Annotated in this window: 22 protein-coding genes and 1 tRNA gene; 11 read left to right on the top strand and 12 right to left on the bottom strand. The window is 69.4% G+C overall.

Going from position 1 to position 25717, the window contains the following annotated elements; translation table 11 throughout:
- The first annotated feature begins 22 nt into the window (after positions 1-22).
- From H293_RS0139335 to H293_RS0139315, 5 genes are read left to right on the top strand one after another with little or no spacing between them, the layout of a single operon-like run.
- On the top strand, positions 23-1327 hold the full coding sequence (locus tag H293_RS0139335; protein ID WP_020123279.1) for an ABC transporter substrate-binding protein: 1305 nt from the start codon (positions 23-25) through the stop codon (positions 1325-1327).
- A 13-nt stretch (positions 1328-1340) separates the two neighbouring features.
- Positions 1341-2318, top strand: coding sequence for a carbohydrate ABC transporter permease (locus H293_RS0139330; RefSeq protein WP_020123278.1), 978 nt, complete (start codon positions 1341-1343; stop codon positions 2316-2318).
- On the top strand, positions 2315-3208 hold the full coding sequence (locus H293_RS0139325; protein WP_020123277.1) for a carbohydrate ABC transporter permease: 894 nt from the start codon (positions 2315-2317) through the stop codon (positions 3206-3208). The genes H293_RS0139330 and H293_RS0139325 overlap by 4 nt, the downstream gene beginning before the upstream one ends.
- 26 nt (positions 3209-3234) lie before the next feature.
- Positions 3235-4548 (top strand): glycoside hydrolase family 36 protein, encoded by a 1314-nt coding sequence (locus H293_RS0139320; protein WP_020123276.1) that lies wholly within the window; start codon positions 3235-3237, stop codon positions 4546-4548.
- Positions 4545-6533 carry a beta-galactosidase gene (locus H293_RS0139315; protein WP_020123275.1) on the top strand — a complete coding sequence of 663 codons (1989 nt, stop codon included), beginning with the start codon at positions 4545-4547 and terminating at the stop codon, positions 6531-6533. Before H293_RS0139320 ends, H293_RS0139315 begins: the two co-directional genes overlap by 4 nt.
- An 83-nt stretch (positions 6534-6616) precedes the next feature.
- Here the strand turns inward: H293_RS0139315 and H293_RS0139310 are convergent, their stop codons facing one another.
- The 4 genes from H293_RS0139310 to H293_RS0139295 form a co-directional block, all read right to left on the bottom strand.
- Positions 6617-8056, bottom strand: a complete 1440-nt coding sequence (locus tag H293_RS0139310; RefSeq protein WP_028808584.1) for a GH1 family beta-glucosidase — start codon at positions 8054-8056, stop codon at positions 6617-6619.
- 132 nt (positions 8057-8188) lie between these two features.
- The gene (locus tag H293_RS0139305; RefSeq protein WP_028808583.1) at positions 8189-9082 is read right to left on the bottom strand and encodes a carbohydrate ABC transporter permease; all 894 of its coding nucleotides are present in this window, start codon (positions 9080-9082) and stop codon (positions 8189-8191) included.
- Positions 9079-10107, bottom strand: a complete 1029-nt coding sequence (locus H293_RS0139300; protein WP_020123272.1) for a carbohydrate ABC transporter permease — start codon at positions 10105-10107, stop codon at positions 9079-9081. Before H293_RS0139300 ends, H293_RS0139305 begins: the two co-directional genes overlap by 4 nt.
- The gene (locus H293_RS0139295) at positions 10104-11429 is read right to left on the bottom strand and encodes an ABC transporter substrate-binding protein (protein WP_020123271.1); all 1326 of its coding nucleotides are present in this window, start codon (positions 11427-11429) and stop codon (positions 10104-10106) included. Before H293_RS0139295 ends, H293_RS0139300 begins: the two co-directional genes overlap by 4 nt.
- A gap of 354 nt (positions 11430-11783) precedes the next feature.
- On the opposite strand from H293_RS0139295, the gene H293_RS0139290 reads away from it, so the two are divergent.
- From H293_RS0139290 to H293_RS0139280, 3 genes are all read left to right on the top strand, one after another.
- Entirely contained in the window at positions 11784-13076 is a 1293-nt protein-coding gene (locus tag H293_RS0139290; protein WP_259294632.1) for an RNA-guided endonuclease InsQ/TnpB family protein, read from the top strand.
- Between the two features lie 91 nt (positions 13077-13167).
- Positions 13168-14223, top strand: coding sequence for a LacI family DNA-binding transcriptional regulator (locus H293_RS0139285; RefSeq protein ID WP_028808582.1), 1056 nt, complete (start codon positions 13168-13170; stop codon positions 14221-14223).
- 133 nt (positions 14224-14356) lie between these two features.
- On the top strand, positions 14357-15136 hold the full coding sequence (locus H293_RS0139280) for a hypothetical protein (protein ID WP_020123268.1): 780 nt from the start codon (positions 14357-14359) through the stop codon (positions 15134-15136).
- A 9-nt stretch (positions 15137-15145) separates the two neighbouring features.
- Here the strand turns inward: H293_RS0139280 and H293_RS0139275 are convergent, their stop codons facing one another.
- Positions 15146-16042, bottom strand: a complete 897-nt coding sequence (locus H293_RS0139275; protein ID WP_020123267.1) for an SDR family oxidoreductase — start codon at positions 16040-16042, stop codon at positions 15146-15148.
- A 163-nt stretch (positions 16043-16205) separates the two neighbouring features.
- Between H293_RS0139275 and H293_RS0139270 the strand changes: the two genes are divergently transcribed.
- Positions 16206-17081, top strand: coding sequence for a LysR family transcriptional regulator (locus H293_RS0139270; RefSeq protein WP_020123266.1), 876 nt, complete (start codon positions 16206-16208; stop codon positions 17079-17081).
- A gap of 49 nt (positions 17082-17130) precedes the next feature.
- On the opposite strand, the gene H293_RS0139265 is transcribed toward H293_RS0139270, so the two are convergent.
- The 4 genes from H293_RS0139265 to H293_RS0139250 all read right to left on the bottom strand — a co-directional run bounded on the left by H293_RS0139265 (position 17131) and on the right by H293_RS0139250 (position 19901).
- Positions 17131-17206 (bottom strand) — tRNA-His (locus H293_RS0139265).
- Positions 17207-17283: 77 nt separating this feature from the next.
- On the bottom strand, positions 17284-17886 hold the full coding sequence (gene orn / locus H293_RS0139260; protein WP_033416200.1) for an oligoribonuclease: 603 nt from the start codon (positions 17884-17886) through the stop codon (positions 17284-17286).
- 102 nt (positions 17887-17988) lie between these two features.
- Positions 17989-19218 carry a GlxA family transcriptional regulator gene (locus tag H293_RS0139255; RefSeq protein ID WP_020123264.1) on the bottom strand — a complete coding sequence of 410 codons (1230 nt, stop codon included), beginning with the start codon at positions 19216-19218 and terminating at the stop codon, positions 17989-17991.
- A gap of 377 nt (positions 19219-19595) precedes the next feature.
- Positions 19596-19901 (bottom strand): hypothetical protein, encoded by a 306-nt coding sequence (locus H293_RS0139250; RefSeq protein WP_020123263.1) that lies wholly within the window; start codon positions 19899-19901, stop codon positions 19596-19598.
- 333 nt (positions 19902-20234) lie between these two features.
- Here H293_RS0139250 and H293_RS0139245 point away from each other — a divergent pair, with 333 nt between their 5' ends.
- Positions 20235-20762 carry a universal stress protein gene (locus H293_RS0139245; protein ID WP_020123262.1) on the top strand — a complete coding sequence of 176 codons (528 nt, stop codon included), beginning with the start codon at positions 20235-20237 and terminating at the stop codon, positions 20760-20762.
- A gap of 217 nt (positions 20763-20979) precedes the next feature.
- On the opposite strand, the gene glmS is transcribed toward H293_RS0139245, so the two are convergent.
- Entirely contained in the window at positions 20980-22797 is a 1818-nt protein-coding gene (glmS, locus tag H293_RS0139240; protein ID WP_020123261.1) for a glutamine--fructose-6-phosphate transaminase (isomerizing), read from the bottom strand.
- Positions 22798-22810: 13 nt separating this feature from the next.
- Positions 22811-23068 carry a hypothetical protein gene (locus H293_RS0139235; RefSeq protein ID WP_020123260.1) on the bottom strand — a complete coding sequence of 86 codons (258 nt, stop codon included), beginning with the start codon at positions 23066-23068 and terminating at the stop codon, positions 22811-22813.
- Between the two features lie 165 nt (positions 23069-23233).
- On the opposite strand from H293_RS0139235, the gene H293_RS0139230 reads away from it, so the two are divergent.
- Positions 23234-24796: a purple acid phosphatase family protein gene (locus tag H293_RS0139230; RefSeq protein WP_020123259.1), complete on the top strand. Its 1563-nt coding sequence runs from the start codon at positions 23234-23236 to the stop codon at positions 24794-24796.
- A gap of 11 nt (positions 24797-24807) precedes the next feature.
- Here the strand turns inward: H293_RS0139230 and H293_RS0139225 are convergent, their stop codons facing one another.
- Positions 24808-25701 (bottom strand): DUF4429 domain-containing protein, encoded by an 894-nt coding sequence (locus H293_RS0139225; RefSeq protein ID WP_020123258.1) that lies wholly within the window; start codon positions 25699-25701, stop codon positions 24808-24810.
- Positions 25702-25717 lie beyond the last annotated feature (16 nt).

Genomic DNA, 25717 nt, shown 5'->3' with positions numbered 1-25717 from the left:
CCCCTGCCTTCAGGAGCCGTCCATGCGTGACCTCTCGTCCTCCCTTCCCTCGCCCAGCCGCCGTGGTCTGCTCAAGGGGGTGGGCGGTGCCGCCCTCCTCGGCGCGGGTATCCCGTTGCTGTCCGCCTGTGGCAGCAGCGGCAGCTCCAGCGACCCGAAGACCGTGAGCCTGGGGTCGAACGCGTCGGACGCCGTGCCGAAGAAGGCGTTCGCCGAGATCTACGCGGCCTTCAAGAAGCAGTCCGGGATCACGGTCGACGTGAACACCAAGGACCACAACACGTTCCAGGAGCAGATCAACTCCTACCTGCAGGGCACGCCGGACGACGTGTTCAACTGGTTCGCCGGGTACCGGATGCAGTTCTTCGCCGCGAAGAACCTCGCCTCCCCGATCGACGACGTGTGGGACAAGATAGGCGGCAACTTCCCGGACGCCATGAAGAAGCTGTCCAAGGGCGCGGACGGCAAGTACTACTTCGTGCCGCTGTACACCTACCCCTGGGCGATCTTCTACCGCAAGAGCGTCTTCCAGCAGCACGGCTACGAGGTCCCGACCACGTGGGACGCGTTCGTGGCCTTGTGCAAGCAGATGAAGAAGGACGGCCTGGTCCCGATCGCGTTCGGCGACAAGGACGCCTGGCCGGCGATGGGCACCTTCGACCAGATCAACTTCCGCCTCAACGGCTACGACTTCCACGTCGAGCTGATGGCGGGCAAGGCCGCGTGGACCGACGCCAAGGTCAAGGCCGTCTTCGACCACTGGGCCGAGCTGCTGCCCTACCACCAGGACGGTTTCATGGGCCGCACCTGGCAGGACGCCGCCCAGACGCTGGTGTCCAAGAAGGCCGGCATGTATGTGCTGGGCTCGTTCGTGGCCCAGCAGTTCAGCAACAAGGCGGACCTGGACGACCTGGACTTCTTCGCCTTCCCGGAGATCAACCCGGCGTACGGGCAGGACACCGTGGAGGCGCCCACCGACGGCTTCATGGTCTCCAAGGCGCCGAAGAACAAGGCCGGTGTCACCAAGCTGCTCGAGTACCTGGGCACCCCGGCGGCGGAGCAGATCTACCTCAAGGCCGACTCCAGCGTGGTGGCCGCCTCCAGCAAGGCCGACACCTCCTCGTACACGCCGCTGCAGAAGAAGGCGTACGAGATGATCTCCGGCGCCAAGAGCCTGACCCAGTTCATGGACCGCGACTCGCGCCCCGACTTCACCTCGACGGTGATGCAGCCCTCGCTGCAGAAGTTCCTCCAGAACCCCAAGGGCGTCGACAGTCTGCTGTCCTCGATCGAACGCCAGAAGAAGACGATCTTCGCGTCCTCCTGAGCTGAGCGGCTGAATGACTACCGACATCAACACGAAGAGCCCGGAGGCGGCCGCTGTGCCGCCTGCGGGCCCTGCCCCTGTCAAGCGGGTCCCGCAGGGCCACAAGCGCCTGCTGACCCGCCGTGACCGCATCACGCTCGCCTTCATGGCGGGCGTGCCCACGGTCCTGCACGTGGCCCTGGTCTGGGTCACCGCGCTGGCGTCCATCGCGCTGGCCTTCACCAGCTGGGACGGCATCGGCTTCGGCTCCATCAAGTGGGTGGGGCTGGACAACTTCAAGCAGTTGTTCACCGACAACCCGCAGTTCTGGCCCGCGGTCGAGCACAACATCATCTGGTTCGTGGTGCTCATCCTGATCCCCACGCCCTTCGGTCTGTTCCTGGCCGTCCAGCTGGACAAGAACATCCGCTTCTCCCGCGTCTACCAGACCGCGTTCTTCCTGCCGGTCGTGGTCTCCCTCGCGGTCACCGGGTTCGTGTGGCAGCTGGTCTACAACCCCGACACCGGCCTGATCAACAGCCTCATCGGGGCCAACAAGCCCGGCCACTACATCGACTGGATCGGCGACCCGCACCTGAACCTGTGGGCCGTGCTGATCGCCGCGTCCTGGCGGCACACCGGCTACATGATGATCCTCTACCTGGCCGGGCTGAAGGGCGTGGACCCCTCCCTGCGGGAGGCCTCCTCGCTGGACGGCGCGAACGAGTGGCAGACGTTCAAGAACGTCATCTTCCCCACCCTGCGCCCCACCAACACCGTCGTCCTGGTCGTCACGATCATCGAGGCGCTGCGCGCCTTCGACCTGGTGTTCGTCTTCAACAAGGGCGCACAGGGCACCGAACTGCTGTCGATCCTGATCACCAACAACATCATCGGCGAGTCCAGCCGGATCGGTTACGGCTCGGCGATCGCCGTGGTCCTGCTGGTCATCTCCCTCGCGGTCATCATCCCGTACCTGATCGCGACCTTCCGCAAGGAGCGCCGCGCATGAGCACCCTGACCGCCGGCGCCCCGGCGAAACAGCGCACCCCGCTGCGCCCGGCCCGGATCCTGCTGCACGTGTTCCTGGCCGGCACCGCGCTGGCCTGGCTCGCGCCGCTGCTGTGGGCCGTCCTGGCCGCCCTGCGCCCCTACAGCGAGACCAGCACCAAGGGCTACGTGTCCTGGCCCGACAAGCTGAGCCTGGACAACTTCAAAAACGCCTTCACCCAGTCCGACATGCTCCACTACTTCGGCAACACCCTGCTCATCGCGGTACCGGCCGTGCTGATCACCCTGGTGCTGTCGTCGATGGTCGCCTTCTACGTCAGCCGTTTCGACTTCCGCCTCAACATCGCGCTGCTGCTCGTCTTCACCGCCGGCAACCTGCTGCCCCAGCAGGTCATCATCACCCCGCTGTACCGCCTGTACCTGCTCGTCGACCTGCCCGGCGTCACCATGAGCGGCAAGCTCTACGACTCCGCGCTCGGCCTGGTCCTCATCCACGTCGCGTTCCAGTCCGGGTTCTGCGCCTTCGTCCTGTCGAACTACATGCGCATGCTCCCGCACGAACTGACCGAGGCCGCCCTCGTCGACGGCGCCTCCGTGTGGCGCCAGTACTGGCAGATCGTCCTGCCCCTGTGCAAGCCCGCGATGGCCGCGCTGGGCACCCTGCTGTCCATCTGGATCTACAACGACTTCTTCTGGGCCATCGTGCTGATCTCCACCGGCGAGAACATGCCGATCACCTCGGCCCTGAACAACCTCTCCGGCCAGTACTTCACCGACCCCAACCTGGTCGCCGCCGGCGCCCTGCTCACCGCGATCCCCACCCTGATCGTCTACTTCGTGCTCCAACGCCAGTTCGTCAGCGGACTGACCCTCGGCGCCAACAAGGGCTGACAGCCCGCACCTGAGAGAGAACCACCGTGCCCCACCCCTTCACCCCGCTCGCCTCCGTGCCCGTGGACCCGCGCAGGGCCCGCGTGCACGAGGAGGGCTGGCAGTCCTGGAGCCCCAGCGGCGCGTACGCCCTCGGCGACAAGCCGTACCGTCCGACGAACGACAACTGGGCGACGGTCTGCTACCGACCCCGTGTCACCGTCCCCGAAGGCACCTTCCAGGGCGAGGGCCTGCTGGCGCTCGACCCGGGCGACGGATCGCCGGTACGGCTGTGGGCGGCTCCGGACCCCACGCATGAGGTGCCGTCGATCCGTCTGGTCGCCGAGGACTCCGTGGCGGAGGTCCTGGCCGACGGCCCGGTGAAGGAGTTCACGGGCACCGGCATCCAGTCGGTGCTGGCCGAGTGGGCCGCCGGACTCGGGGTCGAGACCCCCCGCCCGGCGCCCACCGTCTGGTGCTCCTGGTACGAGTACTTCACCGACGTCACCGAGGACGACATCCACGAGAACCTGCGTGCGATGGACACCCTCGACCTGCCCGTCGACGTCGTCCAGATCGACGACGGCTACCAGAAGGCCCTCGGCGACTGGCTCACCCTCTCCGGCCGCTTCCGCTCCCGCGCGGGCATCGCCGACGCGATCCGGGCGCGGGGCCGTCGGGCCGGCATCTGGACCGCCCCCTTCCTGGTCGACCCGGCCAGTGACCTGGCCGCCGAGCACCCCGACTGGCTGGTCGGGGACCTCGACGGAGGCTTCCTGCACGCCGGCCGCAACTGGGGCCACGACCTGTGCGTCCTGGACACCACCCACCCCGAAGCGGCGCGGTACCTGGCGTCGGTCTTCAGCACCCTGGTGTCCGAGGGCTACGACTACTTCAAGGTCGACTTCCTGTACGCGGGAGCGCTGGAAGGCGTACGGCACTTCTCCGCGGACGCGCTCACGGCCTACCGGGACGGCATCCGGCTGATCCGCGAGGCGATCGGTTCCCAGGCGTACCTGCTCGGCTGCGGTGCGCCGGTCCTGCCCTCCATCGGCCTGTTCGACGCGATGCGGGTCAGCCCCGACACGGCCCCGCACCGGCGTCCCGAGGCCGACGACTACAGCCAGCCGGGCCAGGACCCGGCCGAGTTCACCGGCGCCGCCCGCCAGTGGCAGCACGGACGGCTCTGGGTCAACGACCCCGACTGTCTGATGGCCCGCCCGGCCGTGGAGACCCGCGAGCGCTGGGCGGCTCATGTGGAGGCGACGGGCGGCCTGATGGCGTCGAGCGACCGCCTTTTGTCCCTGGACCTGTGGGGCGTGGCGACGACCCGCCGCCTGCTCGGAGGAGACGTCCGATGATCACGGAGGGCATCGCCTACGGCGGCGACTACAACCCCGAGCAGTGGCCCGAGGAGGTCTGGGCCGAGGACGTACGCCTCATGCGCGAGGCGGGCGTGAACATGGTCAGCGTCAACATCTTCGCGTGGGCTCTCCTCGAACCCCGCGAGGGCGAGTACGACTTCTCACGCCTCGACAGGATCCTCGCCCTGCTCCACGAGCACGGCATCGCCGCCGACCTGGCCACACCGACCGCGGCCCCACCGGCCTGGTTCTTCCGCGCGCACCCTGAAGCGCTGCCGGTCGACAAGGACGGCCGGAGACTGTCGTACGGCAGCCGCCAGACCTTCTGCCCCTCCAGCCCCGCCTACCGGGAGGCCGCCCTGCGGATCGCCCGGGTCCTCGGGGAGCGGTACGCCGACCACCCGGCGGTCGTGATGTGGCACATCCACAACGAGTACGGCTGCCACAACGCGGAGTGCTACTGCGACGTGAGCGCGGCGTCCTTCCGGCGCTGGCTGCGCGAGAGGTACGGCGACCTGGACGCCCTCAACGACGCCTGGGGCACGACCTTCTGGAGCCAGTGGTACTACGACTGGGACGAGATCATCCCGCCCCGCGCCACCGGTGCCGTGCCCAACCCGACCCACCAGCTGGACTGGCGGCGCTTCTGCAGCGACGAACTGCTGGCGCTGTGCAAGGCGGAGCGGGAGGTGCTGCGGGAGGCCGCTCCCTCGGTGCCCGCCACCACCAACTTCATGGTGATGTACAACTTCGACGCGCTGGACTACTGGCGCTGGGCGCCGGAGCTGGACGTCGTCTCCAACGACCACTACCTGCGCTCCACCGACCCCGAGTCGCAGATCGACATCGCGCTCAGCGGCGACCTGGTCCGTTCACTGGCGGGCGGACCGTGGCTGCTGATGGAGCACTCCACGGGCGCGGTGAACTGGCAGCCCGTCAACAGGGCCAAGACAGCGGGGGAGTTGCGCCGCAACGCCCTGGCCCACGTCGCCCGCGGCGCCGACGGCATCGCCTACTTCCAGTGGCGGGCCGCGAAGGCGGGCGCCGAACAATGGCACTCGGCGATGCTCCCGCACGCCGGCACGGACAGCCAGATCTGGCGTGACGTGGTCGCGTTGGGCGCGGACCTGAAGGCGCTGGCGGAGGTGCGGGGCAGCACCAGCCCCGCCTCGGTCGCCGTCGTCTGGGACTGGAACGCCCGCTGGGCCCTGGAACTCCCCTCCCAGCCCAGCGAGTCGGTCCGCTACCTGGACATGGTCCGGGCCTGGTACGAGCCGCTGTGGCGGTCAGGCGTGGCGGTGGACTTCGTACGACCCGACGCCGACCTGTCGTCGTACCGGCTGGTGCTGGCCCCGGCGCTGTACCTGGTCGACGACGCCGGCGCCGCGAACCTCACCACCTTCGCCTCGGGCGGCGGCACGCTGGTCGTCGGCTTCCACAGCGGGGCCGTGGACACCAACTGCCATGTCCGCCTGGGCGGTTATCCGGGCGCCTTCCGGGAGCCCCTCGGCGTCCGCACGGACGAGCTCTTCCCGCTGCTGCCCGGTGAGTCCCTCGGCCTGAGCGACGGCGGCACGGCGTCCCTGTGGTCGGAGCGGGTGCGCCTGGAAGGGGCGGAGGCCGTCAGGTCGTACACCTCGGGCCCCCTGACCGGAGTCCCGGCGGTCACCCGGCACACCTACGGCGAGGGCGCGGCCTGGTATCTGGCCACCCACCCGGACCCGGACACCCTCGCCACCCTGCTGGACCGCATCCGCACCGAGGCGGGGGTGGAGCCGGTGCGCGAGACACCGGAGGGGGTGGAGGCGGTGCTGCGCAGCGGCCGGGACGCGGACTACCTCTTCCTGATCAACCACGGTGAACGGGACGCCGAGGTACAAGTGGCCTCGCGCGCAACCGAGTTGTTGAGCGGGAGGAGTGTCGACGGCGGCCGGTTGACGGTGCCGCCGGGCGATGTGGCGGTCGTACGGGAAGCACACTGAGACGACCGTGCCGACGGGGCGGGCGGGGCGCGGCACCCCCCTCGGCCGCCGCGCCCCTTCCCCGTCCCCCGTCTTCGTGGTGGCTACGGGATGCTGTGGACCTCCGGGAGGGTGCCGGTGCGGGCCGCCCGGCCGTACCAGAGGGCACTGGACTTGGGTGTCCGTTCCAGCGTGGTGTAGTCGACGTAGACCGCGCCGAATCGCTTCTCGTAGCCGTACGCCCACTCGAAGTTGTCCAGCAGGGACCACAGGTAGTAGCCGCGGACGTCCGCGCCGTCGGCGATCGCGCGGCGGACCGCGGCGAGGTGGCCGTGCAGGTAGGAGACCCGCTCGGGGTCGTGGACGCGGCCGTCGGGGTCGGGCTTGTCGTCGTAGGCGGCGCCGTTCTCGGTGATGTAGAGGGGCAGACCGGGGGCCTCGCGGGTGTATCGCATGATCAGGTCGTGCAGGCCCGTCGGGTCGATTGTCCAGCCCATCTCCGTGCGCTCGCCCGGCGTCTGGTGGAACGTGACGTCGTCCGCGCCGGGCCAGGGGGAGTGTTCGCTGCTGCCGTGGCCGTCGGCGCGGGGGCCGGCGGCCTCCGGGTCCGCGGCCGACACCAGCGCGGGCGTGTAATAGTTGAGGCCCAGCGCGTCGAGCGGCTGGTTGATCAGGGCCAGATCGCCGTCCTCGACGAACGACCAGTCGGTGATCAGCTCCGTCGCCGCGAACAGCGTCTGCGGATAGGCGCCGTGCAGGATCGGCCCGTGGAAGACGCCGTTGGCCAGGTCGTCTATCTTCCGCGCCGCCGCCAGGTCGGCCGGGTCCTGGGAGAAGGGCCTGACGACCGAGGAGTTGAGGCTGAGCGCCACCGAGTTGCGGGCCGGCATCGACGCGCGTAGGGCCGAAGTGCCAAGGCCGTGCGCGAGGTTGAGCGTGTGCGCCGCCCTCAGCGAGGCCGCCGGGTCCGTACGGCCCGGCGCGTGCACCCCGGAGGCGTAGCCCAGGAAGGCCGCGCACCACGGCTCGTTGAGGGTGATCCACTGCTCCACCCGGTCGCCGAGCGCCTCTCCGACGATCTGCGCGTACTCCGCGAACCGGTACGCCGTGTCGCGCTCCGGCCAGCCGCCCGCGTCCTCCAGCTCCTGGGGCAGGTCCCAGTGGTAGAGCGTCACGGCCGGCTTGATGCCGTGCGCGAGGAGCTCGTCCACCAGCCGGCGGTAGAAGTCCAGACCCCGCTGAACCGCGGGCCCGCGGCCGGTCGGCTGCACCCGGGACCAGGAGATCGAGAAGCGGTACGCCGTCAGGCCCAGGTCGGCCATGAGCGCCACGTCGTCGCGGTAGCGGTGGTAGTGGTCGACAGCGATGTCACCGTGCTCGCCGCCCGCCGTCTTGCCCGGGGTGTGGCTGAAGGTGTCCCAGATGGAGGGCGTACGGCCGTCCTCCCGCACCGCCCCCTCGATCTGGTAGGCGGAGGTCGCGGCTCCCCACAGGAAGGCGGGGGGAAAGGTCACCGGGGTCACCGGCGATTCGGGTTCAGGCATGGAAGCGCTCCCATTGGAAGTCGTCGGACCGACGGATGGAGGGGGAGAGGGGGAAGAGGGGAGAGGGGGGCAGGGGCCGAAGCGGCGGCGGCTCGGCCCCAGGAGACGTGCGGGGAAACCGTACGACGGGCGTCAGCCCTTGATCGCGCCCTGCATGATGCCGCCCACGATCTGCTTGCCGAACAGGATGAAGGCGATCAGCAGCGGCAGCGTGCCGAGCAGCGCGCCCGCCATGATCACGGCCTGGTCGGGGACATAGCCGGTGCCGAGCGAGTTGAGCGCCACCTGCACGGTCGGGTTCTGCTGGTTCAGGGCGATGATCGGCCACAGGAAGTCGTTCCAGGCGAACACGAAGGTCAGCAGTCCGAGCACGGCCATCGCCGGCCGCGCCGCCGGGAAGACCACGTGCCACACCACCCGGATACTGCTCGCCCCGTCCACCCGGGCCGCCTCGATCAGCTCGGTGGGCAGCGCCTGCACCAGGTACTGCCGCATGAAGAAGGTGCCGAAGGCCGTCACGAGCGTGGGCAGGATGACCGTCTGGAGCTGGTTCGACCAGCCGAGGTCCGCCATCCACAGATACAGCGGTACGACCGCCAGCTGCGGCGGGATCATCATCGTGCCGATCGTCAGCAGCAGCAGGAAGCCCGAGAACTTGAACCGCAGCTTGGCGAACGCGAACCCGGCCAGCGTGGAGAACAGCACCGTGCTGATCGTGATGGCGCCCGCCACGATCACGCTGTTCAGCATCGCCGTACCGAGACCGGCCTCGTCCCACGCGGTCTGCATGTTCTTGAACAGGTTCCCGCCGAACCACAGCGGCGGCGGCGTCTCCGCGAGCCTGCGGTCGGTACGCGAGGCGGCGATCGCCGTCCACACCAGGGGGGCCAGCGAGACCAGCGCGAAGACCGCCAGGACGAGGTAGGTGACCGGTCCCGCGTGCAGCTGCTTGCCCGCGCCCATCACCCGACGGGACCGGCGCCCCTCCTTACGGGCCTGAGGCAACGTCAGTTCACTGGTGGTCATTGGGACTTCCTCAGACGTCGGGTGACCAGCAGATTGATCGCGGCGATGATCAACAGGATCAGGAACATCGACCAGGCGATCGCGGACGCCTTGCCGAGGTTGCCGATGATCCAGCCCTGGTCGTACATGTACAGGCCGAGCGTCTGGTACTGGTGCTCGGAGCCGCCCTTGGAACCGCTCACCCCGCCGAACAGCAGGGGCTCACCGAAGAGCTGGGTCGCGCCGATGGTGGAGACGACCACCGTGAACAGGATGGTCGGCCGGAGCTGCGGAACCGTCACGTGCAGGAACTGCTGCCAGCGGTTGGCCCCGTCGATCGCCGCCGACTCGTACAGGTCGGCCGGGATCGCCTGCATCGCCGCGAGGTAGATCAGCGCGTTGTACCCGGTCCACCGCCAGATCACGATCGAGGAGACCGCGAACTGCGAACCCCAGTCGGACTCACGCCAGTTGATCGGGTCGATCCCGACGAAGTCGAGCAGCCAGTTGACCATGCCGCCGTCCCACGAGTACAGCAGCGTGAAGACGAGGGTCGCCGCCGCCACCGACGTGGCGTACGGAGTCAGCATCACGACCCGCCACACGGTCGAGCCGCGCAGCCGGTAGTTGAGCATGTGGGCGAGCCCGATCGCCGCCATGAGCTGCGGCACGGTCGAGATCAGACCGATGGTGAAGGTGTTCTTGAGGGCGTTCCAGAAGAAGTCCGAGCTGAGCAGGTTCTTGTAGTTGTCCAGGCCCGCCCAGGTCTGGGTGTCCAGCGAGGACAGCTGCACGTCATGCAGCGAGTACCAGGCCGTGTACAGCAGCGGGACGAGCGAGAACGCCCCGAAGATGACGAAGAAGGGGGCGATGAAGACGTACGGAGAAGCCTTCATGTCCCAGCGGTACAGCCGGCTGCGCCAGGGGCCCTTGCCCTCGGGCGGCGTACCGCGACCGTCAGCGCCCCGGGCCGCGCCCGGCTGGGAGCCGGGCGCGGCCTCGACGCTCGACGCGGGATGCGCGAGTGCCTGCTTGGGGCTTGTCACTGGCCGAGCACGTCCTTGATCTCGTTCGTGGCCGCGTCCCAGCCCTGCTCGGGGGACTTGCCCTTCTGCTCGACCTGGAGGATGCCGATGTCGGTCAGCGCGGTGTTGATCGGCTGGTCCTTGACGCCGAAGACCTGCGCCGGGATCGTCTTCGCCGAGTCGGAGAAGATCTGCGTGATCGGCGCGTTGCTGAAGAACTCCGTGGTGGCGGCGGCGGGCTTCAGGGTCGAGTACGCCGACGGGGTCGACGGGAAGCTGGCCTGCTTGGCGAAGACCTTCGCCTGCTGCTCGGGCGCGGTCAGCCACTTCGCGAGCTCGACGGCCTCCTTCTGGTGCTTGCCGGCCGTCGGCACACCGATGAAGGAGCCGCCCCAGTTGCCCGCGGTCGGCGCGGCGGCCACGTCCCACTTGCCCTTGCCGGCCTCACCTGACTTCTCCTGGATGTAGCCGATCATCCAGGCGGGGCAGGCCACCGTGGCGAAGGAGGCGTTCGCGTAGCCCTGGTCCCACGGCTTGTCGAACTGCTTGAGCTTCGCCGACATGTTGCTGGTGGCCACGGACATCGCGACGTCCCAGGCGTTCTTCACACCGTTGGACTTGTCCCAGACGACCTTGCCGCTCTTGTCGTAGTAGCGCTCGCTCTCACCGTTGAGGACCGCGTTGTAGACGGAGGAGGCCGAGTCCACGAACTTGGTGCCGCTCGGCGCCTTCTTCATGTACTGCTTGCCGAGGTCGACGTACTTGTTCCAGTCGCCCTTCCACTGCGCGGCGAGCTTGGTGCGGTCGGTCTCCAGACCGGCCTTCTGGAACAGGTCCTTGCGGTAGCAGATCGCCATCGGGCCGATGTCGGTGCCGAGCCCGATGAGCTTGCCGTCCGCCGTGGTGGCCTGGGCGTTCTTCCAGTCCAGCCACTGCGACTTGTCGACGTCCTTGCCGAGGTCGACGAACTTGGAGCCCTGCGTCTGCACGGCCTCGGTGATGTTGCCGACCTCGATGGCCTGGATGTCGTCGGTGCCGGAGCCGGCCTGGAGCCGGGTGAGGACCTTCGGCCAGTAGACGTCGGTACGGGTAGTGACGTTCTCCTTGATGGTGATGCCGGGGTGTGACTTCATGTACTCGTCGTAGAGTCCGGCCTGCTTGTAGCCGAAGACGCCGAAGGTGCCGATGGTCAGCGTGGTCTTGCCGCCGCCGGAGTTGTTGCCGGATCCGGACGAGTCACTGTCGTCGGAGTCGCTGGAACAGCCGGCCAGCACTCCCGTGGTCAGTGCGGTGACGGCCGCCAGGGCCAACAGCCGGTGGGACCGGCGGGTAGTCGTGCGCATTGCGTCCTCCTGTTGCCTGACGTGCCGACCCCCCGGCCAACTGCGTTGTTGGACCCGTTAGTTCATGCTGCGGCTCGGGCGGGGAACGTGCGGGATATTTATGTGTCAGGTACCGTGGGAGCGCTCCCACATGTGATGTGTTGAAGGTTCGCGGGTCGGAGCGAGGGTGTCAAGGGAGCGTGCAGGGCGATATCGCTTTGAGATATTTCCTTCGCTGGAGCCGGATCTTCGGCCGCTGCGGAGGGTGGCGCGGTCGAAGCGGGCGGGCCAGGACTGTGCGGTGGCGATCACTCATTCGAGGGGAGCTGATCTGTTCTTGTGCGACGTGATCGTGACGCCGACAGCTTCCTTGTCGTGAAGCTGATCGTGCAGGTCAAACTCTTGCCGGCGCCTGTTCAGGCGGCGGCTCTTGAGGCGGCCCTGCGCGCCTGCAACGAAGCCGCCACCTGGGTGTCCGAGGTGGCGTTCGAGAGCTCGGTGTACAAGAACTTCACGCTGCGCAAGCACTGTTACGCCGAGCTGAAGAGGCGGTGGGGGCTGGGCGCGCAGGGTGCCCAGCACGTGATCAAGAAGACGGCTGATGCACACACAGTGCTGCATGCAAACCTGAACGCACGCAGTTCCGGCAAGAGGGACTCGAAGTGGAAGCGGAGGGATGTGAAGCGTCCCCTCGCGTTCCGTCCGGACTCTGCGCAACCGTACGGAGACCGGATGCTCTCGTGGCAAACGGAAGCACGCACCGTCTCCGTGTGGACGACGCGCGGAAGGATTAAGGACGTCTCCTTCGTCTGCGGTCCTGAGCAGTTCGCCACGCTGTCCCGGTACCGCGGGGGCGAGTCGGATCTGGTGCACCGCGACAACGCCTGGTGCCTGTTGGCCACGTGCGAGGTGCCGGAAGCGGCGCTCAAGGACAGCCCTGTGGACTTCCTCGGAGTCGACCTGGGGGTGGTGAACATCGCTACCACCAGTGACGGTGAGATCGCGTCCGGGCGTCACCTCAACCGCTCGCGGGCCCGTGACGGCGCGCTGCGGAGGAAGCGTCGGACTCGGGACATCAATCACAAGATCGCGAAATGTGTCGTGGCCGAGGCTGGGGGCACCGCCCACGCCCTTGGGCCGTGGGGGAGCACCGGTCGTGGGATTGCCCTGGAGGATCTGACGGGCATCCGCGAGCGGGTACGGCTTCGTCAGCCCCAACGGGCCACGCTCCACTCTTGGGCCTTCGCCCAGTCGCGGAGGTTCATCGCGTACAAGGCACGCCGGGCGGGAGTGCCGGTGGTGTACGTCGATCCGGCGTACACCTCGCGCACCTGTGCCGAGTGCGGCCACGTGGACAAGGCGAACCGGGTCTCCCAGGCGTGGTTCGCGTGCCGGTCCCGCGGATTCGTTGATCACGCTGACCGGAACAGCTCCCGCGACATCCGCGCCCGTGCGTGGGAGTTGTGGCGAAGCGGGGCCCGGTCAGTGGCCCCTGCCGGCCCCGGAGGGGGGCGGCTGAACGCGGGCGACGCATCACCGCCAGTGGTGCCCGCGACGCAAGCTTTGCCGCGCGAGCGGCGGGCGGCTGACTTATCAGCCCGTGACCGGCCGCCGAGGTCTGTCAGCGTTGGAGGGGCAGGCCGATCAGGCCTGAGTGGGACACGGTGAAGGTGGCCCCGCGACCGTCGCGCCGACACGCCGACACGCGGGACTGTTAAATTCCAGGCCAGCGTAGAGACACGGTGGGAAGGCGGAGCCCATGGCAAGCCACGGAGCGCGGAGCCGAAGCGGTGGCCGGCCCACCCTTGAGGAGGTGGCCGCGCGCGCCGGCGTGGGCCGGGGCACCGTTTCCCGGGTGATCAACGGCTCGCCCCGGGTCAGCGACGCCACGCGTGCGGCGGTCGAGGCGGCGGTGGCGGAGCTCGGGTACGTCCCGAACACGGCCGCGCGCGCCCTGGCGGCCAACCGTACGAACGCGATCGCGCTGGTCGTGCCCGAGCCGGAGACACGGTTCTTCGCGGAGCCGTACTTCTCGGACATGCTCAAGGGCGTCGGCGCCGAGATCTCGGAAACCGAGATGCAGCTCCTGCTGATCTTCGCGGGCAGCGACCGCGAACGCCGCCGGCTGGCCCAGTACCTGGCCGCGCACCGGGTCGACGGCGTCCTGCTGGTGTCGGTGCACGCCGACGACCCGCTCCCCGACCTGCTGTCCCAGCTGGAGATCCCGGCGGTGATCAGCGGCCCGCGCTCGGCGGCGGAAACGCTCCCGTCCGTGGACTCCGACAACTACGGCGGCGGCCGCTCGGCCGTGGAGCACCTCCTGGCCGGCGGCCGCCGCACGATCGGGCACATCACCGGCCGCCTCGACGTGTACGGCGCCCAGCGGCGCGTCGACGGCTACCGGGACGCGCTGCGCGACGCGGGGCACGAGGTGGACGAGCGGCTGATCGAGCCCGGTGACTTCACCGAGGAGGGCGGCCGCCGGGCGATGACGAACCTGCTGGCCCGCCGCCCCGACCTGGACGCGGTCTTCGCCGGCTCGGACGTCATGGCGGCCGGCGCCCGCCAGGTCCTGCGCGAGGAGGGCCGCGGCATCCCCTCGGACGTGGCTCTGATCGGCTACGACGACTCGGCCATAGCGCGCCACATGGACCCGCCCCTCACCAGCGTCCGCCAGCCCATCGAGGAGATGGGCCGCCACATGATCGACCTCCTCCTCTCGGAGATCGCCGACCGCCGCCCCGCGGTGTCCCGGGGACTGGAGCGCCGCCAGGTGGTGCTGGCCACGGAACTGGTGGCGCGGGCGTCGTCCTGACCTCTTCGGCGACGGCGACCACCAGCCGAACCAGCGGCAAGAGGGTGAACGCGAGGAGCACTGGCATCCGAAGCCGTATGCACGGCCGCGCCCCGGGGCGAATCGGCCGCGACGCCCGATCCCGGTGAAGGTCATGACTGCCCATCCCCTGCTGGACGTTGACGAGATCCCCGGGACCGAGGCGTACCTGCGGAGCGTGGGCGAGGTGTTCCGTTCCTTCCGCGAACAGGACTCCGGCTGCCTCTCCCACGGCGTCCGGCTCCCCGACGGCAGTCGCTGGTTCGTGAAGGAGGCCACCACCGACCGGGCCCAGCGCTCCCTCGACCGCGCCTGGGCCTTCCACGGCAGGGTCCGGCATCCGGCGATCGTCCCCCAGGCGCACCGGATCGCCGTGGGGGACCGCCGTACGGCCGTCGTCATGCCGTGGCACGACGGCGAGATCCTCTACGACCCCACGGCCCGCGCCCGCTTCCGCGCCCTGCCCCTAGCCCGCGTCCACCACGCCCTGGACCGGGTCCTGGACGCCCACCTCGCCGTCGAGGCCGCGGGCCAGGTCGCCGTCGACCTCTACGACGGTGCCTTCCTCTACGACTTCGACGCCCACGAGCTCCGCCTGATCGACCTCGACGACTACCGCCCGGGCCCGTTCGTCCTGACCGAGGACCGCCTCCCCGGCTCCACCCGCTTCATGGCGCCCGAGGAATGGCGGCGCGGTGCCACGATCGACACCCGCACCACCGTCCATGTCCTCGGCCGCACCGCCCGCCTCCTCCTGGACGCCGGCCCGGGCGAGGACGCCTTCCGCGGTACGGCCGCGCAGTTCGCGGTCGTGGAGCGCGCCACGCGTCCCGTGCCTGGCGAACGGTTCGGCGGGGTACGGGAGTTGGTGGAGGCGTGGCGGGCGGTGTCGTAGCGCGGGGGCTCAGGACGTCTTGAAGTAGTGGCCGGCCTCCAGGTCCGGGATCAGCGCGGGGTGCTCCGGCCGCCAGCCGAGCAGCTCCCGGGTGCGCGCGGCCGAGGCCCGCATGTCGATGGCGGCGAAGCGGCCGAGCCAGCCGAAGTGGTCCGTCGCCTTCTCCGCGGCCACGCTCGCGACCGGCACGTCGAGCCCCCGCCCGATCGTCTCGGCGATCTCGTGGAACGGCACCCCCTCGTCGCCGATCGCGTGCAACCGCACACCCGCCGGTGCCGCCTCCAGCGCCAGCCGGAACAGCCGGGCCGCGTCGAGCCGGTGGACGGCCGCCCAGTGGTTGGAGCCGTCGCCCACCATGGCGGAGACGCCCTTGTCGCGCGCGTGGTCGATGAACATGGGCACGAAGCCGATGTCGCCCTCGCCGTGCACGCTCGGGGGGAGCCTGAGCACCGACGCGCTCACCCCGCGCTCGGCGAGCGCGAGCGTCGCGACCTCCGAGGCCAGCCGGTGATGGCTGGGGGAGTCGGGGTCGGCCGGGTCCTCCTCGGTGCCGACACGTCCTGGCGCGGTCAGCAGTCCCGAGGTGACCACGAAGGGCTTGCCGGTGCCTTCGAGCACCTCGCCGACGGCCTCGATCGCTGTGAGGTCGGCCTCGCCCGAGGCGGTCAGGTTGGTGAAGTCGTGGATGAACGCCAGGTGGGCGACCCCGTCCGTCCCCTCCGCTCCCCGGCGCAGACTGTCGAGGTCGGTCAGGTCCCCGCGGTGCACCTCCGCTCCTACGGCCTTCAGCGCCTCCGCGGACCGGTCCGAGCGGGCCAGGCCGACGACCTCGTGCCCGGCGTCGAGCAGCTCACGGGTGACGGCGGAACCGACGAAGCCGGTCGCACCGGTGACGAATACACGCATGGTGATCCTTCGCTGTGATGAGTGAATGCCTCTTCAGCGTGCGAAGGCGGGGCCACAGCAGTCCAAAGCCTGTTTCGCATGGCGCAATACGGATCAGGCATCACCACAGGTGAAATGGGTCGAGTGCGGGATACGGCCGCTGCGGCGGTCGTACGCTTCAGGCATGACCGACCTCGACCTCCGGCTGGTCCGGTACTTCACGGCCGTCGCCGAGCACCGGCACTTCGGCCGGGCCGCCGACGCGCTGCATGTCACGCAGCCCTCGCTGAGCCGGCAGATCCGCCGCCTCGAGCAGCAGCTGGGCGCGCGGCTGCTGGAGCGGACCCCGCAGGGCAGCCGGCTCACCGAGGCGGGGGAGGTCTTCCTGCCCCGGGCGAAGGCACTGCTGCGTTCGGCGGCCCAGGCCGCGAGCCTTGCCCGGGCGGCCGCCGAGCCGAGCCGGATCACCGTGGGGTACACGGCGGGGATCATCGTCACCCCGGCGGTGCGCGCCCTGCGCGAGCGCTTCCCGGACGCCGACGTCAGGACCGCGCACGTCGACTGGACCGAGCGGACCACGGTCCTGTCCGAGCTCAAGGTCGACGTCCTGGTGACCCGGCTGCCCTTTCCGACCGAGGAGGCGCAGGTGACGGTCCTCTACGAGGAGCCCCGGGTGCTGGTGCTCCCGGTCGGCCACCGTCTCGCCGGCAAGGAGTCCGTCACCCTCGACGACATCGCCGACGAGCCGCTGGTCCGGGTGGCCGACCCGGTGTGGAACGCGTACTGGCGCATCGACCCCCGCCCGGACGGCCGCCCGGCACCGGACGGTCCCCTGGCCGACGCCCTGGAGGACAAGTTCGAACTCATCGCCTCCGGGCAGGCCCTGGCCATCACGGCCTTGCCCCGGGCGGGCTCGCTCCGCCCCGATGTCACCGCGGTCCCGCTGCACGGCGTCGAACCGGCCCATGTGGTCCTCGCGACCCGCGCCGAGGAGCGGAGCCGGCTGGTCGTGGCCTTCCGCAAGGCCGCGCGGGCCTTTCTCAGGGCGTCCGACTCCTGAAACGACCTCAGCCGGTGACCTTGTCTCCAAGGTCACCGGCTGAGGTGAATGGGGTGAGTGACGGGACTTGAACCCGCGGCCACCTGGACCACAACCAGGTGCTCTACCAACTGAGCTACACCCACCATGTTCGGCTGTTCGGATCTCTCCGACCGGCCGAGAAAAAGTGTACAGGGTCTGAAGGGGTGCTCGCGCCCGGCTTTTACCGCCCGGGCAGTACGTGCTTCGCGGCGATCGTCTTAGCGGTCTCGGAGTCGGGGCCGGGCTGCGGGACGAAGATCGCCTCGCGGTAGTAGCGCAGCTCCGCGATGGACTCGCGGATGTCGGCGAGGGCGCGGTGGTTGCCGTTCTTGTCCGGGCTGTTGAAGTAGGCCCGCGGGTACCAGCGCCGGGCGAGCTCCTTGACGGAGCTGACGTCCACGATCCGGTAGTGGAGGTAGTCCTCCAGGGTGGGCATGTCCCGGAGCAGGAAACCGCGGTCGGTGCCGACGGAGTTGCCGCACAGTGGGGCCTTGCCGGGTTCCTTGACATGCTCGCGGACGTAGGCGAGGACCTGCTCCTCGGCGTCGGCGAGGGTCGTCCCGCCGGCCAGCTCGTCGAGCAGCCCGGACACGGTGTGCATCTGACGCACCACCTCCGGCATCGTCTCCAGCGCCCGGTCCGGCGGGCGGATGACGATGTCCACACCGTCGCCGAGCACGTTGAGCTCGGAGTCGGTGACGAGGGCGGCAACCTCGATGAGCGCGTCGTCGGACAGCGAGAGGCCGGTCATCTCGCAGTCGATCCACACCATGCGATCGTTCATGCGAACACCCTACGGCTGACGTTCGCTTTTGTGGCGCCCAGGTCGGTGCCGGACATCCGGAACGCCGGGCGGACCTTCGCAGGCCCGCCCGGCGTCAGGACGTCACGCTCCGCTGCGCTGTCCCGGCAGGCTCGCCCGGCCTCCGCCGACGTACAGCTCGCGGCCGTTGTCGGAGGGCGGGCCCACGGGGGCCGGGGTGCGGCGGGTCTGGAGCGGCACCGGACCGCTCTCCGGGTGCAGCGGGACGGGCGCGCTGGGCGCGGGACCCGTCGGACCCCCCACCGGACCGTCGCTGTCCACCGGCCTGTCGCCCTGCGGACGGCGGGCCCGGTACGCGGCCCGGTAGGCGGCCGGGGACGAGCCCAGCTGCCGCCGGAAGTGCCCGCGCAGCGCCACCGGCGAGCGGAAGCCGCAGCGACCCGCGACCTCGTCCACCGAGTAGTCCGACGTCTCCAGGAGACGCTGTGCCTGCAGCACCCGCTGGGTGATCAGCCACTGCAGAGGGGCCGAACCCGTCAGCGAGCGGAACCGGCGGTCGAACGTACGACGGCTCATGTACGCCCGCGCCGCCAGCGTCTCCACGTCGAACTGCTCGTGGAGGTGCTCCAGCGCCCAGGCGACGACCTCGGCGAGCGGGTCGGCGCCGATCTCCTCCGGTAAAGACCTGTCGAGGTAGCGCTCCTGACCGCCCGAGCGGCGCGGCGGGACCACCAGTCGGCGGGCCAGTGCCCCTGCCGCTTCGTTGCCGTGGTCCGTCCGCACGATGTGGAGACAGAGGTCGATTCCGGCCGCGGTACCGGCCGAGGTCAGTACGTCGCCGTCGTCCACGAAGAGTTCTCGTGGATCCACGTGCACCGACGGGTAGCGCTTGGCCAGCGTCGGTGCGTACATCCAGTGTGTCGTCGCGGGGCGGCCGTCCAGCAGGCCCGCCGCCGCCAGCACGAAGGCGCCGGTGCACAGCCCTACTATGCGGGCCCCCTCTTCGTGCGCCCGGCGCAGTGCGTCGAGCGCCTCCTCCGGTGGCGGCGAAGTGATCGAGCGCCAGGCCGGTACGACGACCGTGCCCGCGCGTGAGATCGCTTCCAGGCCATGCGGTGCGGTGAGTTCCAGGCCCCCTGTGGTCCGCAGTGGGCCTTCCTCGCCGCCGCACACCAATAGGCGGTAGCGCGGCACGCCGGCGTCCTGGCGGTCAATCCCGAACACCGACAAAGGTATGGAACTCTCGAAGATGGGGCCGCCGCTGAACAGCAGCACCGCGACGATCTCCTTGCGGCGTCGCCCGGAAAGCTTCCGGGCCGCGGCTTCCGGCGCGGCAGTGGAGTCGTGGCTCATACTGCTAAGCCCCCCTCGGTGGTCGCGGCTCCTCGGTTGTGTCGCTCCTGCACGTTTCCCCTCGGTCCTGCACGAGTCCCCCGCCGTAAGACGTCAAGATCGAATCTACTGTGTCGCGTGCTGTCGGCGTGACCAGTTCGTCATCCGGCAGATTGTCGACTTGGCAACTTGGCGTAAAGCATTCGATCACGAAGCGTTGCACTCGTGGGCCGTGCAGGGAAGTGCGCCTTGTGGCAGTGGCTAATCCACGTAGGGTGCACGGGGCCTCCGGGACCCTATCCCTGCAGGTGGAACGGGGGTTGGGGGGTGCTTGGACCAAGGGACACGCCCAATGTGGAAGTTGGCTGAAAAGAATCGTCGCGGTGCATGGAAACCGGTCAGCCGACCGGTGTATTTCCCCCGGTGTGACGACCGCCTCGACGGGCCCCGGTACCGCCCCTGTGGTGACGGCCGCGACGGGGTGCCCGTTCCTCCCGCGCCAGGCCGGCCGCGACGCGCTCCGACTGGCGCAGGAGGATACGGCAGACGGCCGTCACGGCGGCGAGGCCGAGAGCGGTGCCCGTCGCGCCGGCCAGTGAGGTGCCGTACCAGAGGAGCACCACGGGGACGAGGACGCAGCTGAAGGCCGCCCAGCGGATCACGTCCGTGGTGGTGTCCTCGGCGGGCGGTCGGTGTCCGGTCATCGTGTGCTCCCTGGGGCGTCTCCCTGCGGCGTGGCTCACGGGTTCAACGCGTGTTCGACCCTTCGGTCACTGTGTCGAGGGCCGTCCGGTGGGCCGGGGCGGGGCGGCCACGGGAATCCTGTGCAAACCGCCTGTACAACGCAGCAACCATTGCGTTACGGGCGCCCCCTCGTGCATGCTCCCTGGAACCCCCACGGACCGTGGACGGGCTCTGGGCTAAGGAGGCTTGTCGCCGTACCCTTGGGGGTATGGGGTTGGGAAGATGATTCCCGGACACAGCTCCGCCGCACACTGTCGTCCCTCCCACACAAGGATCACAACGCCGAGACAGCCATGGCCGGTCACGAATTCTTCGAACCAGCGGACCGCAAGCGGCCTGTCGCCGACCCCACGGCGGCCGAGCCCCTGGCGGCGGAAGAGCCACGCCACTCCTGCGACCCCGCCTTCAAGCACGGCGTCGTGGTCGGCTTCGACGGCTCCACGTCCAGCGAGCGCGCCCTCGCCTACGCGATCGGCATGGCCCATCGCTCCGGCTCGGGCCTGATCATCGTGCATGTCGCCAACCGGCTGCCCACCACCGTGTGGGCCGGCTGCGAGCCACCGGTCTTCGTCGACGTGCCCGACCACCGCACCGAGGTGCTCGGCCTGGAGCTCGCCTGTGCGGACTACCTGGCCGAGGTTCCCTGGATCCTCGTCGAGCGCGGCGGGGACATCTGCCACGAACTCGAGGAGGTCGGGCGGGAGTACGAGGCGGACGCGATCGTCGTCGGCTCCACCCACGGCATCGTCGGGCGCATCTTCGGCTCCGTCGCGGGGCGGCTCGCCAAGCGGGCGAAGCGGCCCGTCATCGTCATTCCCTGACGCGCTGTCATCCCAGGTGGGATGCGCCAACCTACTCCCGCGTAGAGGTGTTTGTGCCTTTGTGAAGGGCATATAGCGGTCACGGGCTGCCGGGCGGGGGCGTGACGGCCACCGGGCCAAGTGGCAGCCGGCGTCGGGGTATTGGGCGACCCCGGCGCATCGAACGGACCCCCCGTGAGCGGTGGCATCACGTGGGGGTCCGTCCTGCGAGGACCTTCTACTCGACCGTCACCGACTTGGCGAGGTTCCTCGGCTTGTCGATGTCGCGGCCGAGCGCAAGTGCCGTGTGGTAGGCGAGGAGTTGGAGGGGGATGCCCATCAGGATCGGGTCCAGCTCGTCCTCGTTCTTGGGGACGACGATGGTCTCGTCGGCCTTTTCCTGGTGCTGGTGGGCGACCGCCAGGATGCGGCCGCTGCGGGCCTTGATCTCCTCCAGGGCGGCGCGGTTCTTCTCCAGGAGGTCGTCGTCGGGGACGATCGCGACCGTGGGGAGGGCGGGCTCGATCAGGGCCAGGGGGCCGTGCTTGAGCTCGGAGGCGGGGTAGGCCTCCGCGTGGATGTAGGAGACCTCCTTGAGCTTCAGGGAGGCCTCGCGGGCCACCGGGTAGCCCCGGACGCGGCCGATGAAGAGCATCGAGCGGGCCTCGGCGTACTGCTCGGCCAGCTTCTTGATGTGCTCCTCCTGCTCCAGCATCTCGGTGATCTGCGCGGGCAGCCTGCGCAGGCCCTCGATGATCCGCTTGCCGTCGCGGACCGAGAGGTCGCGGGTGCGGCCCAGGTGGAGCGCGAGGAGGGCGAAGGTCACCGTCGTGTTGGTGAAGCACTTGGTGGAGACCACGCAGACCTCGGGACCCGCGTGCACGTAGATGCCGCCGTCCGCCTCGCGGGCGATCGCCGAGCCGACCACGTTCACCACGCCCAGGACCCGCGCGCCCTTGCGCTTCAGCTCCTGGACGGCCGCGAGGACGTCGTAGGTCTCACCGGACTGGGAGACGGCGATGTAGAGGGTGTCGGGGTCGACGACCGCGTTGCGGTAGCGGAACTCGGAGGCGGGCTCGGCGTCCGCGGGGATGCGGGCCAGCTCCTCGATCATCTGGGCGCCGATCATGCCCGCGTGGTACGAGGTGCCGCAGCCGAGGATCTTCACGCGGCGGATCTGGCGGGCCTCGCGGGCGTCCAGGTTGAGGCCGCCGAGGTGCACGGTGGAGAAGCGGTCGTCGATGCGGCCGCGCAGCACGCGGTCCACGGCGTCGGCCTGCTCGTGGATCTCCTTGTGCATGTAGGTGTCGTGGCCGCCCATGTCGTAGGAGGCGGCCTCCCACTCGACGGTGGTGGGCTCGGCCGTCGTGCGGGTGCCCTCCGTCGTGTAGGTGCGGAAGTCGTCGGCCTTGAGGGTGGCCATCTCGCCGTCGTCCAGCGTCACGATCTGCCGGGTGTGGGCGACCAGCGCGGCGATGTCCGAGGCGACGAACATCTCCTTCTCGCCGATGCCGAGGACGACCGGGGAGCCGTTTCGGGCCACCACGATGCGGTCGCTGAAGTCGGCGTGCATCACGGCGATGCCGTAGGTGCCCTCGATCACCCGCAGGGTGTCGCGGACCTTGTCCTCCAGCTTCTCCGCCTGGGAGCGCGCGATGAGGTGGACGAGGACCTCGGTGTCGGTCTCGGAGAGGAACTCGACACCGTCCGCTTCCAGCTTGCGGCGCAGGTCGGAGGCGTTGTCGATGATGCCGTTGTGGACGACGGCGACCTTGCCCCCGGCGTCCAGGTGCGGGTGGGCGTTCACGTCGGAGGGGGCGCCGTGGGTGGCCCAGCGGGTGTGGGCGATGCCGGTGGTGCCCTTGAAGCGGGCCGGGACCTTGGCCTCCAGGTCGCGCACCCGGCCCTTGGCCTTGACCATCTTCAGCCCGGCCGTCTTCGGCGAGGTGACGACGATGCCGGCCGAGTCGTAGCCGCGGTACTCAAGGCGCTGCAGACCCTCCAGGAGCAGCGGCGCGACATCACGCTTCCCGATGTATCCGACAATTCCGCACATAAAGATGTGTCCCCTAGCCGTAGACCATGCGGCGCAGCTGCCTCAGCGTCAGCTCCGGCGGCGCCACCGCTCGATATTTCAGGTCCGCCTCGATCCGTCCGAAGATCTCCGCGTTCACCAGGCCCTGGGCCTGGAGTTCGCGGTGGCGGCGACGGACGTAGTCCTCGGTCGTCTCGTCGAAGAAGGCGAGCACGTCCTGGATCACGCGCAGTGCCTCGCCCCGGCTGAGGGGCGTGGACCGCGTCAGGTGATCAACAAGTTCGTCGTGCACCCGGTAGATCCTGGGGTACCGGAAGCCGTTTCGCAAGAAACCTGCCCGATATCGGGCAAGGGGCTGTTGATGTTCTTATGAACGTCTGTTCGCAAGCTGTCCATCCTGCGTCTCACACCTCGTCGCCCATGGCGACGAGTTTCAGACGCCATGGACATTCCTCGCATGGGAGTACCCGAGCAGCTCGCCGAGCGCATGAGCATGGCCGAGCAACACGAGTACCTGCGCACCAGATTCTCCCGTCGCAACGTGATCAGGGGCGGTGCCGTCACGCTCGGCGCCGTCGCCGGGGGCGCGTTCGTCCCGGGCGCCGTCGCCCAGGCCGCCACCCCCACCCGCACCTTCGCCTCCGCCACGACCGTCGACGGCGCCCTCGTGGCCCCCTTCGGCCGCCACCTGGCCTACGGCAGCGACCCCCGCACCGAGATGACCGTCTCCTGGCAGGTGCCGGTCGCGGTCAAGAAGCCCTTCATCCGGATCGGCGCCCGCCCCTGGGACCTCTCCCGCAAGATCGAGGCCGAGGTGCGCACCCTGTACACCCCGGCCGGCGTCGGCGCCAGCGCCGACCACACGCAGTACTACGTGCACGCCAAGCTGAGCCGGCTGCGCCCCGGCCAGACCTACTACTACGGCGTCGGCCACCAGGGCTTCGACCCCGCCGAGCCGCACCTGACCGGCACCCTGGGCACCTTCACCACCGCGCCCGCCCACAAGAAGCCGTTCACCTTCACGGCCTTCGGCGACCAGGGCGTCAGCTACCACGGACTGGCCAACGACAGCCTCCTCCTCGGCCAGAACCCGGCCTTCCACCTGCACGCCGGCGACATCGCCTACGCCGACCCGGCCGGCGCCGGCAAGACCGCGGACACCGGCTTCGACTCGCGGGTCTGGGACCAGTTCCTCGCCCAGACCGAGTCGGTCGCCAAGTCCGTGCCGTGGATGGTGAGTTACGGCAACCACGACATGGAGGCCTGGTACTCGCCCAACGGCTACGGCGGCGAGGAGGCCCGCTTCACGCTCCCCGACAACGGACCGGACAAGGCCCACCTGCCGGGCGTGTACTCCTTCGTCTACGGCAACACGGCGATCATCTCGCTCGACCCGAACGACGTCTCCTTCGAGATCCCGGCCAACCTCGGCATCTCCGGCGGCACCCAGACCACGTGGTTCGAGGGGCAGCTGAAGAAGTACCGGGCCGCGAAGGACATCGACTTCATCATCGTGTTCTTCCACCACTGCGCCTACTGCACCTCCACCGCACACGCCTCGGAGGGGGGCGTGCGCCACGAGTGGGTGCCGCTGTTCGAGAAGTACACCGTGGACCTGGTCATCAACGGCCACAACCACCAGTACGAGCGCACCGACGTCATCAAGGGCGACAAGGTCGCCAAGAAGCTCCCGATCGGCGAGACCGCGTACCCCGAGACCGAGGGGGTCGTCTACGTCACGGCGGGCGCCGCGGGCCGCAGCCTGTACGCCTTCTCCGCCCCGGACTCCTACGAGGGCCACCTGAACGAGCGCGACTCCGTCGCCTCCTTCGTCAACACCAAGGACGGCAAGGTCAACGAGACCGTCGCCTGGTCCCGGGTGCGCTACCTCAACTACTCCTTCCTGCGCGTGGACGTGGAGCCCGCCTCCAAGGGCCACTACGCCAAGCTGAAGGTGTCGGGCATCGCCGAGACCGGTGACCGCATCGACCACTTCACGGTGGCGCGCAGGGCGAAGTAACCCGCCTCGGATCACATCCGCCTGAGGATCGCCTGCTTGGCCATCGTGAACTCCTCGTCCGTCAGGACACCCGTGCGGTGCAGCTCACCGAGCTCGCGCAGCCGGCGCAGGAGAGCATCGTGGCCGTCCTCGGCGGAGGCGACCGGAGAAGAAGACGTTTCCGGTCGTATGTCCAGTTTTCTCGGTACGTCGACGGCGGCGGCCCGGGCCGGGTGCGGAAGCCTGGCCTGGACCGCCGCCGCGACCAGCGCCATCAGCGGGTCCTTCTTGAAGCCCCACAGCTCCACCGCGTTGGGGTCGTACTTCGGCGGGGCCTTGGTCGGGGCGTGCCGCACGGTGAAGCGCAGGTGGCCGTTCTCCAGACCGACCGCGGGCTGCCACTCCACGGCGACGACGTCGGTCAGGGCGAGGGTGCGGGGCCCGGCCGAGGCCTTGGCGTCCTCCGTCTTCCAGTTCCACTCCAGACGGATGTGCTCCCCGTCGAAGGCGGCGGTGCCGTCCCCCGCGGAGACGGACAGGGGCACGGCCGGGCCGGGGAGCAGGTACTCGGTGACCGGATCGGTGGGGACCTGGTCCAGAAGCAGGGCGTCCCGGACCTCGTCCACGAAGTACTCGGCGACGCCGTAGCGGTCCGACTCGACGGTCAGCTGGTAAGGGTCGTGCGGCTCGCTCAACCGGCCGCCCGTCGCGTGCAGCAGGGGGTCGGCGCCGTCGCGCAGCCGCAGCCTCAACCGGCCGCTCTTCTTACCCTGTTCGAGAGAGATGCCCGCCAACGCGCCCAGCGGGACGCAGAGTTCACCCAGCGTGCTGCGGAGCAGCCCGACGCTCTTGTCCCTTCCCGGTGTCAGCCGCAGAGCGTCGCCGTCGAAGACCCAGGTGCCGTCCCTCTGGAGGATTTCCGCCATGGGGAGATTCTGGCAT

It is taken from the genome of Streptomyces canus 299MFChir4.1 (genome assembly GCF_000383615.1).
In the GTDB taxonomy this organism is placed as follows: Bacteria; Actinomycetota; Actinomycetes; order Streptomycetales; family Streptomycetaceae; genus Streptomyces; species Streptomyces canus_C.
Note: the sequence above shows the minus strand (reverse complement) of the source record. Positions and strands in the feature narration are given on the sequence as shown.

Coding starts and splice junctions, on each gene's coding strand:
- H293_RS0139335 (WP_020123279.1), top strand. CDS start 23: ATGCGTGACCTCTCGTCCTCCCTTCCCTCGCCCAGCCGCCGTGGTCTG.
- H293_RS0139305 (WP_028808583.1), bottom strand. CDS start 9,082: ATGACCACCAGTGAACTGACGTTGCCTCAGGCCCGTAAGGAGGGGCGC.
- H293_RS0139245 (WP_020123262.1), top strand. CDS start 20,235: ATGGCCGGTCACGAATTCTTCGAACCAGCGGACCGCAAGCGGCCTGTC.
- H293_RS0139325 (WP_020123277.1), top strand. CDS start 2,315: ATGAGCACCCTGACCGCCGGCGCCCCGGCGAAACAGCGCACCCCGCTG.
- H293_RS0139280 (WP_020123268.1), top strand. CDS start 14,357: ATGACTGCCCATCCCCTGCTGGACGTTGACGAGATCCCCGGGACCGAG.
- H293_RS0139315 (WP_020123275.1), top strand. CDS start 4,545: ATGATCACGGAGGGCATCGCCTACGGCGGCGACTACAACCCCGAGCAG.
- H293_RS0139285 (WP_028808582.1), top strand. CDS start 13,168: ATGGCAAGCCACGGAGCGCGGAGCCGAAGCGGTGGCCGGCCCACCCTT.
- H293_RS0139230 (WP_020123259.1), top strand. CDS start 23,234: ATGGGAGTACCCGAGCAGCTCGCCGAGCGCATGAGCATGGCCGAGCAA.
- glmS (WP_020123261.1), bottom strand. CDS start 22,797: ATGTGCGGAATTGTCGGATACATCGGGAAGCGTGATGTCGCGCCGCTG.
- H293_RS0139275 (WP_020123267.1), bottom strand. CDS start 16,042: ATGCGTGTATTCGTCACCGGTGCGACCGGCTTCGTCGGTTCCGCCGTC.
- H293_RS0139310 (WP_028808584.1), bottom strand. CDS start 8,056: ATGCCTGAACCCGAATCGCCGGTGACCCCGGTGACCTTTCCCCCCGCC.
- H293_RS0139270 (WP_020123266.1), top strand. CDS start 16,206: ATGACCGACCTCGACCTCCGGCTGGTCCGGTACTTCACGGCCGTCGCC.
- H293_RS0139295 (WP_020123271.1), bottom strand. CDS start 11,429: ATGCGCACGACTACCCGCCGGTCCCACCGGCTGTTGGCCCTGGCGGCC.
- orn (WP_033416200.1), bottom strand. CDS start 17,886: ATGAACGATCGCATGGTGTGGATCGACTGCGAGATGACCGGCCTCTCG.
- H293_RS0139255 (WP_020123264.1), bottom strand. CDS start 19,218: ATGAGCCACGACTCCACTGCCGCGCCGGAAGCCGCGGCCCGGAAGCTT.
- H293_RS0139330 (WP_020123278.1), top strand. CDS start 1,341: ATGACTACCGACATCAACACGAAGAGCCCGGAGGCGGCCGCTGTGCCG.
- H293_RS0139250 (WP_020123263.1), bottom strand. CDS start 19,901: ATGACCGGACACCGACCGCCCGCCGAGGACACCACCACGGACGTGATC.
- H293_RS0139225 (WP_020123258.1), bottom strand. CDS start 25,701: ATGGCGGAAATCCTCCAGAGGGACGGCACCTGGGTCTTCGACGGCGAC.